The sequence below is a fragment of the Sinomonas sp. G460-2 genome, from assembly GCF_047759905.1.
Taxonomy (GTDB): domain Bacteria; phylum Actinomycetota; class Actinomycetes; order Actinomycetales; family Micrococcaceae; genus Sinomonas.
In genome coordinates, this window is the sequence record NZ_JBKZWT010000189.1 from 1 (window position 1) to 7,055 (window position 7,055).

Consider the following 7,055-nt stretch of genomic DNA (forward strand, 5'->3'; position numbering starts at 1 on the left):
GTCGCCGCCGAAGTCCCACGCACCGTAGAGGCCTAGGTGCACGTGGAGGCTCAGGCCGCCCTCGAAGCGCAGGAACAGCTGCTTCCCGTGCGCCCGGGCGGCCTCGAGGACGCGCCCATCAAGGAGCGCGGCGCCGCCGGCGAAGCGGCCCTGGGGGCTGCTCACGCCGAGGCGCTCCCCCGCGAAGACGTCTCCGAACTGCCGCGCGAGGCGATGGATGGAGTGGCCCTCGGGCACTAGTCGAGGATTTCGCCGGTGGTCTCGTATGTGGCGATCTTGCCGATGCGGCGCACGTGGCGCTCGTCGTGGCTGAAGGGCTCCTCGAGGAAGGCCTCGATGAGCGTCGTGGCCTCCTCGACGCTGTGCTGGCGCCCGCCGACCGCGACGACGTTCGCGTCGTTGTGCTCGCGCGCGAGCCGCGCGGTGTCGAGGTTCCAGGCGAGCGCCGCCCGGACGCCCCGGACCTTGTTGGCCGCGATCTGCTCACCGTTGCCCGAGCCGCCCAGGACGATCCCGAGCGCCGGGACGCCGGCTTCCTGGTCAGCGACCACGGCAAGCGCCGCGCGGAGGCAGAACGCGGGGTAGTCGTCGAGCGGGTCGTAGGCCGTGGGCCCATGGTCAACGACCTCGTAGCCCTGCGCCCCGAGGTGGCTCACGAGATGGGCGCTGAGCTCCATCCCGGCGTGGTCGGTAGCGATGTGGACGCGGGGCTTGGACACGGCAGGGTTCCTCTCGAGGTCTGCGAAGGGGCTGTCTGAAGCCTACTGGGCGGCGGCCCCGCGCAGCACGTCCGCGACGCGCTCGGCGAGGGCCGGGTCCTTGGCCGAGAACACGAAGCGGCTCCCATCGCGGCACAGCACGTCGACGGCCTCTCCGCTCGCCACGAGGGCGGACACGAGCTTCCCGCGGCGGCGATAGCCCCACCCCCCATACGAGCGCGCGACCACGGCGCCGTAGCCGGCCCGGAGCACGTCCGCAGGCCTGATCTTCGCGACGCGGATGAGCCCGCCAAACGCGAGGCGGACCTCGTCGGGGCCCACACTCACGCGGAGCATGAGCATCGAGGCGGCGGCCAGGGAGACGAGCGCGAGCACAAGCGAGAGCCACGGAGAGATGAGCAGCGCGAGGAGCGGGAGGTCGACGCCGAGGACGGCGAGCATGACGAAGACCGAGGGGCGCGCGTGCGCCCAGAACACGAACGTGTTGCGGGCTCGCTCGGGTTCGAGGACGTCGAGCAGGGCTTCCTCGTCCCGCGGGCTCCACTGCTCGTCGGGCTTGAAGATCATGAACATGACGACGGTCAGGGCGACCGTCGCGCCGCTGCCCGAGGCCAAGACAATGGGATCCGGATGGGTGTCCCGCGCGTCCCTCGCGCCGACCTGTCCCATGAGCCCGGCGCCCAGCACGGTCACGAGGAACATCGACATTCCCACGCCGCCGGCCATGAAGATCTTGCGGGACACGGGCGGCCGTCCCTGCAGCCCCGCCTGGAGGCCCAGCAGGACGCCGACCACCGCGACGATTCCGGCCCCCACGCCGAGGTACACGAAGAACGGCACGAACGCACGGCCACCGTCCGCGTCCCAGAGCCACGCGACGGGCTCGGGGACCTGGCCGCGGAACGTGAACGCCGCGATGAAGAAGCCAGCCGCGAGGAGGATCGGGTAGCCGATCGCGAATCGGACCGCCTTGCGGTCCCAACGCCCCTCCGTCTCGCGCATGACTCAACGCTAGCGCAGGCTTTCGCGGGCACGTCACAGCACGGTTGGCACTTGCACGCGTGAGGGAACTGAAACAATAATTTCAAATATGTGCGGCGCGCCACAGCGCCGCGATCGCTAGTGTGCAGGAGGCGCGCATGCCAGGGACGAACCTGACCCGGTCCGAGGCCGTCGAGCGGGCGAAAGCCGTGCTCCGGGTTGAGAGCTACGACGTGGAGCTCGACCTCACGAAGGGCGAGCGGGTCTTTGGCTCCCGCACGAGAGTGGTGTTCGAGGCCGTTCCCGGTTCGCACACGTTCATCGACGCGATCACCGAGTCCGTGCGCTCCGTCACGCTCAACGGCGCGGCCCTCGATCCCGCAGACGTCGCCGACGGCGTCCGCATCCAGCTCCCCGGCCTCGCGGCCCGCAACGAACTCGTCGTCGACGCCGACGCGCGGTACATGAACACGGGCGAGGGGCTGCACCGGTTCGTCGACCCCGTGGACGGCGAGGTGTACCTCTACAGCCAATTCGAGGTGCCGGACTCGCGCCGCGTGTACGCCGTGTTCGAGCAGCCCGACCTCAAGGCCTCGTTCCGCTTCACGGTCACGGCGCCCTCGCACTGGTCGGTGGTCTCCAACTCTCCGACTCCGGAGCCCGCGCAGGCCCCGGTCACGGAGGACGGCTCGGCGCGCTCAGTATGGGAGTTCGCGCCGACCCCGCGAGTCCCGAGCTACGTGACTGCGCTCATCGCGGGTCCGTACCAGGCCGTCCACAGCGAGATGGTGGGCTCCGGCGGCCGCACGATCCCCCTCGGGATCTTCGCGCGCAAGTCGCTCATGCAGTACCTCGATGCGGAGAACATCTTCGACATCACGAAGCGCGGCTTCGCGTTCTTCGAGGAGCAGTTCGGCTGCGAGTACCCATTCGCGAAGTACGACCAGCTCTTCGTCCCCGAGTTCAACGCCGGCGCGATGGAAAACGCCGGCGCGGTGACCATCCTCGAGAGCTACGTGTTCCGGTCCAAGCCCACCCAGGCCACGGTCGAGCGGCGCGCCATCACGGTGCTGCACGAGCTCGCCCACATGTGGTTCGGCGACTACGTGACCATGCGGTGGTGGGACGACCTCTGGCTCAACGAGTCCTTCGCCGAGTTCATGTCCCACCTCGCGGCGGTGCACACCCCCGACTTCGGCCACGCGTGGACCACGTTCGCGTCCGTCGAGAAGTCCTGGGCCTACCGGCAGGACCAGCTCCCCACGACGCACCCGATCTTCGCGGACATCAACGACCTCGCGGACGTCGAGGTCAACTTCGACGGCATCACGTACGCGAAGGGCGCGTCAGTCCTCAAGCAGCTCGTCGCGTGGGTCGGCCAGGAGCAGTTCATGTCCGGCGTGCGCGCCTACTTCGGCAAGCACGCCTGGTCCAACACGGTCCTCGCCGACCTCCTCGCCGAGCTCGAGGCCGCGAGCGGCCGCGACCTCTCGTCGTGGGGTCAGATCTGGCTCGAGACCGCAGGCGTCAACACGCTCGCCCCCGCGATCGAGACGAACGACGACGGCGTCATCACCTCGTTCACGGTGCGGCAGGCCGCCTCGGACGCCCAGCCGACGCTGCGACCGCATCGGCTCGCGATCGGCTTCTACGAGCGCAGCGCCGACGGTCGCCTCGTGCGCACGCGGCGCGAGGAGCTCGACGTCGAAGGGCCGCTCACTGACGTTCCGGCCCTCGTCGGTGCGGTGCGCCCCGCGCTCGTCCTGCTCAACGACGACGACCTCGCGTATGCAAAGGTCCGCCTCGACCCGGCGTCGCTCGCGACCGCGACGGGCGGACTCCGCGACATCGCCGAGAGCCTCCCCCGCGCCCTCGTGTGGGGCTCCGCGTGGGACGGCGCGCGCGACGGCGAGACGCCCGCCCGCGCCTACGTGGAGCTCGTGCTCGCGAACATCGGGGCGGAGACGGATTCCTCCGTGGTCCAGACGCTCCTGCGCCAGCTCGCGACGACGCTCGACTTCTACGTCGCGGCGGGCGCGCAGGCGGAGGTCAAGAGCGCGACCGCGGGCCGGTTGTGGCAGCTTGCCGCGGACGCCGCGCCCGGTTCCGACTCCCAGCTCCAGTTCGTCAAGGCGTTTGCCGGCCTCGCGTCCTCGCCGACGCACCTCGACGCCGTGGCAGCCATCCTCGACGGTAGCCTCGCGGTGCCGGGCCTCGCGGTGGACCAGGACCTCCGATGGGAGCTCGTGTCTTCGCTCGCCGCGGGAGGTCGGATCGACCGCGATCGCGTGGACGAAGAGCTCTCGCGCGACAACACGTCCACCGGTCAGTGCGCCGCAGCCCTCGCGACGGCCGCACTGCCCACCGCCGAGGCCAAGGCCGATGCGTGGCGCCGGATCGTCGAGACTGGAGAACTCTCCAACGCCGTCCAGCAGGCGGCCGTCAACGGCTTCATCCGCGTCCACGACGCGCGGCTCATCGCGCCGTTCGCGGAGAAGTACTTCGAGGCCGTGCCTGGGATCGTCGCGGACCGGACGCACGCGCTCGCCCAGCAGATCGTCGTCGGCCTCTACCCGGCCCGCCAGACGACCGAGGCGACGCTCGAGCGGACGGACGCGTTCATCGCCGCGCTCGGCGAGGACCAGGGCGCCCTGCGCCGCATGATGCTCGAAAACCGGGACGGGGTGGCGCGCGCGCTCCGCGCCCAAGCCGCCGATCGGTAGCGTTGGCACTATGGCCATCGACGAGCACCACTACAGCGTCACCGTCACGTGGACCGGGAACCGGGGCACGGGCACATCGGGGTACCGCGACTACGGTCGGGACCACGACGTCGCCCTGCCCGGGCTCCCCGTCCTGCCCGGCTCCTCCGACCCAACGTTCCGCGGCGACAAGGACCGGTACAACCCCGAGCAGCTGCTCCTCACGGCGCTCTCGCAGTGCCACATGCTGTCCTACCTGCACGTCGCCGTCATGAACGGCGTCGTCGTGACGGCCTACACGGACGCGGCCGAGGGCACGATGCACCTCAACCGCGACGGGAGCGGCGAGTTCACGGAGGTGGTCCTCCGTCCGCGCGTCGAGCTTGCCGACGAGTCCCAGCGCGGGCTCGCCGACAGCCTCCACGAGGAGGCTCACCGCGTGTGCTTCATTGCACGCTCGGTGAACTTTGCGGTACGTCACGAACCGGCTGCGTCTTAGGCGGAGATCCTCGCTAGGGTGGAAGGGCACCCTTAATGCCCCCACCCCCAGCCAAGGAGGCAATTGACTGTGCTGTTTGCACTACAGCCGTCCCTGACCGATGGCGCCGCAGCGTCGACCGCATCCGCGTCGCCCACGCCGTCGGCCACGCCCTCAGCCACTTCGGCCGCTCCGACGCCGTTGAGCGCGGCCGAGCTCAACACGGCCGTCAACACGTTCAACTCGACCCTGCTTCAAGTGGCCATCGTCGTCGGCGTCGGCCTCCTCGTCTGGCTTCTCGCCTCGTTCCTCATCCGCCAAGTCGTCAAGCGGGTCCAGACGGGCACGGCGCTGAGCCAGCGCCGGATCTTCCGCTGGGCCGCCCCCGCCCTCCGCGCCCTCGACTCAGAGCGGCGGGCCCAGCGCGCGCAGACGATCGGCTCGCTCCTCAACTCGGTGGTGATCGTCGTCATCTCGACGATCGTGATCATCTACGTGCTCAAGGCGTTCGGCGTGGACATCGCGCCGCTCCTCACGAGCGTTGGCATCCTCGGCGTCGGGATCGCGTTCGGCGCCCAGCAGCTCATCCGCGACTTCCTCTCCGGAATCTTCCTGACTCTCGAGGACCAGTTCGGCATCGGCGACGTCATCGAGCTCGGCGCGGGCGAGGTGGTCGGGACGGTCGAGAGCGTGGGCCTGCGCATCACGCGTGTCCGCGGCGAGGACGGCGCGATCTGGTACCTCCGCAACGGCGAGATCCTGCGTGTCGGGAACCGTTCACAGGGCTCCTACGTGCCGCCGAGCGCCCCGCAGCCTGAGCCCTCGGACCCAGGCACCGCGGCTCCCGGCCACGCCGGGCCCACAAACCCCGACGCCCAAGGCCAGCGCGCGAGCGAATGATCCCCCGGCTCGGAGGGCGCGCCGAGTGAGCCCGCTCGGCGCGGAAACTAGTGACATGGGCGCAGCATGCAGGAAGGACGGCGACCACAAGTGACGCAGAACGAGGGCCAGGCATCGGCCAGTGAGCCACTCCCGCGGCGGAACCTGCTCAAGGTCAACGACCCGTTTGCCCGGGACGACTACGCGAACACGTTCTACGCGGAGATCGGCGGGCACGAGGCGTTCGTCAAGCTCGTCGACGCCTTCTACGAGGGCGTCGCCGAGGATCCCGTGCTGCGCCCCATGTACCCCGAGGAGGATCTCGGACCGGCCCGGCGCCGGCTCACGATGTTCCTCGAGCAGTACTGGGGCGGCCCCTCCACGTACAGCGCGGAGCGGGGCCACCCGAGGCTGCGCATGCGGCACGTGCCGTTCAAGGTCAACCCCGAGGCGCGCGACCGTTGGCTCCACCACATGCGCGCGGGCGTCGACGCGCTGGGCCTCTCACCCCTGCACGAGGCGACGCTCTGGGACTACCTCGAGCGCGCCGCGCACTCCCTCGTCAACACCTTCGACGACTGACTCACGGCCCCTCGGGGCGCGCCGCGCCACACCCGCCTAGAGAGCGTCGAAGCCCGCGGCCCGCGCCCCCGGAATGCGGCACAGGACGTGTCCGCGCGGCGAGCTGAGCCTGACCCACGCGCCCGATTCGAAGCGTTGCATGGGCACGCCTGGGACCAGGAAGCCGAGCGCCTCGGCGGCGAAGGCGGCTCCGGCCGGGACGCCCTCGACTCCGTCGACGTCCCTCCCCCACACGGCCGCGCGCGCGCCGTCGACCATCGCCTGCCCCGGTTGCTCGGGCACGAGCCCCGCAACCTCGGACATGCCGCTCGCGGCCGCCGCGGCGAGTACCTCAGCGGTCACCTCACCCGACGGCGCCCACGGGCCGCGCGGGGGGCGGATGGCCGCCCAGGAGACGTGAACGGACGACGGCGGGACGTCCAGGAGCGTCGCGTCGTCACCCATGCGGGCCAAGCGGTCGGCGACGGCCGCGAGCGCAACTGTTACGTCGACGTCGGCCGCTCGCGCGAGCCGAATCGTGCGGAGGCCGAGCACGGTGGGCGTGGCCTCCCCCAGCATCCGTGGGCGCAGGACGCATACATACGCCGCGAGCACGGATCCGACCGCCTGGAGGCGCACGGCACCGCCCGCGTCGACGGCGCGGGCCCGGGCCAGAAACGTCCGGAGATCGGCAACGGCCTCGCGGTCGCCGAGGTCGAGGGCGGTCTGGACTTC

Annotated in this window: 8 protein-coding genes; 4 read left to right on the forward strand and 4 right to left on the reverse strand. The window is 70.6% G+C overall.

Annotated features, from left to right (window positions below; all coding sequences use genetic code 11):
* The 3 genes from ACLN58_RS15265 to ACLN58_RS15275 form a co-directional block, all read right to left on the reverse strand.
* Positions 1-237, reverse strand: a 237-nt coding sequence (locus ACLN58_RS15265; RefSeq protein ID WP_415856109.1) for a DNA-formamidopyrimidine glycosylase family protein, incomplete at its 3' end; no start/stop codon positions are given.
* Positions 237-719, reverse strand: a complete 483-nt coding sequence (locus tag ACLN58_RS15270; protein WP_415856110.1) for a ribose-5-phosphate isomerase — start codon at positions 717-719, stop codon at positions 237-239. The genes ACLN58_RS15270 and ACLN58_RS15265, both read right to left, overlap by 1 nt.
* Before the next feature lie 42 nt (positions 720-761).
* Positions 762-1,721 carry a hypothetical protein gene (locus ACLN58_RS15275; RefSeq protein ID WP_415856111.1) on the reverse strand — a complete coding sequence of 320 codons (960 nt, stop codon included), beginning with the start codon at positions 1,719-1,721 and terminating at the stop codon, positions 762-764.
* Positions 1,722-1,858: 137 nt separating this feature from the next.
* On the opposite strand from ACLN58_RS15275, the gene pepN reads away from it, so the two are divergent.
* The 4 genes from pepN to ACLN58_RS15295 all read left to right on the forward strand — a co-directional run bounded on the left by pepN (position 1,859) and on the right by ACLN58_RS15295 (position 6,341).
* The gene (pepN, locus tag ACLN58_RS15280) at positions 1,859-4,423 is read left to right on the forward strand and encodes an aminopeptidase N (RefSeq protein WP_415856112.1); all 2,565 of its coding nucleotides are present in this window, start codon (positions 1,859-1,861) and stop codon (positions 4,421-4,423) included.
* 10 nt (positions 4,424-4,433) lie between these two features.
* Positions 4,434-4,901, forward strand: coding sequence for an OsmC family protein (locus ACLN58_RS15285; RefSeq protein ID WP_415856113.1), 468 nt, complete (start codon positions 4,434-4,436; stop codon positions 4,899-4,901).
* A gap of 180 nt (positions 4,902-5,081) precedes the next feature.
* Positions 5,082-5,780 (forward strand): mechanosensitive ion channel family protein, encoded by a 699-nt coding sequence (locus ACLN58_RS15290; protein WP_415856115.1) that lies wholly within the window; start codon positions 5,082-5,084, stop codon positions 5,778-5,780.
* A 144-nt stretch (positions 5,781-5,924) separates the two neighbouring features.
* A complete protein-coding gene (locus tag ACLN58_RS15295; RefSeq protein WP_415856116.1) occupies positions 5,925-6,341 on the forward strand; it encodes a globin in 417 nt (138 codons plus the stop codon).
* Between the two features lie 36 nt (positions 6,342-6,377).
* Here the strand turns inward: ACLN58_RS15295 and ACLN58_RS15300 are convergent.
* Positions 6,378-7,055, reverse strand: a 678-nt coding sequence (locus tag ACLN58_RS15300) for a hypothetical protein (protein ID WP_415856114.1), incomplete at its 5' end; no start/stop codon positions are given.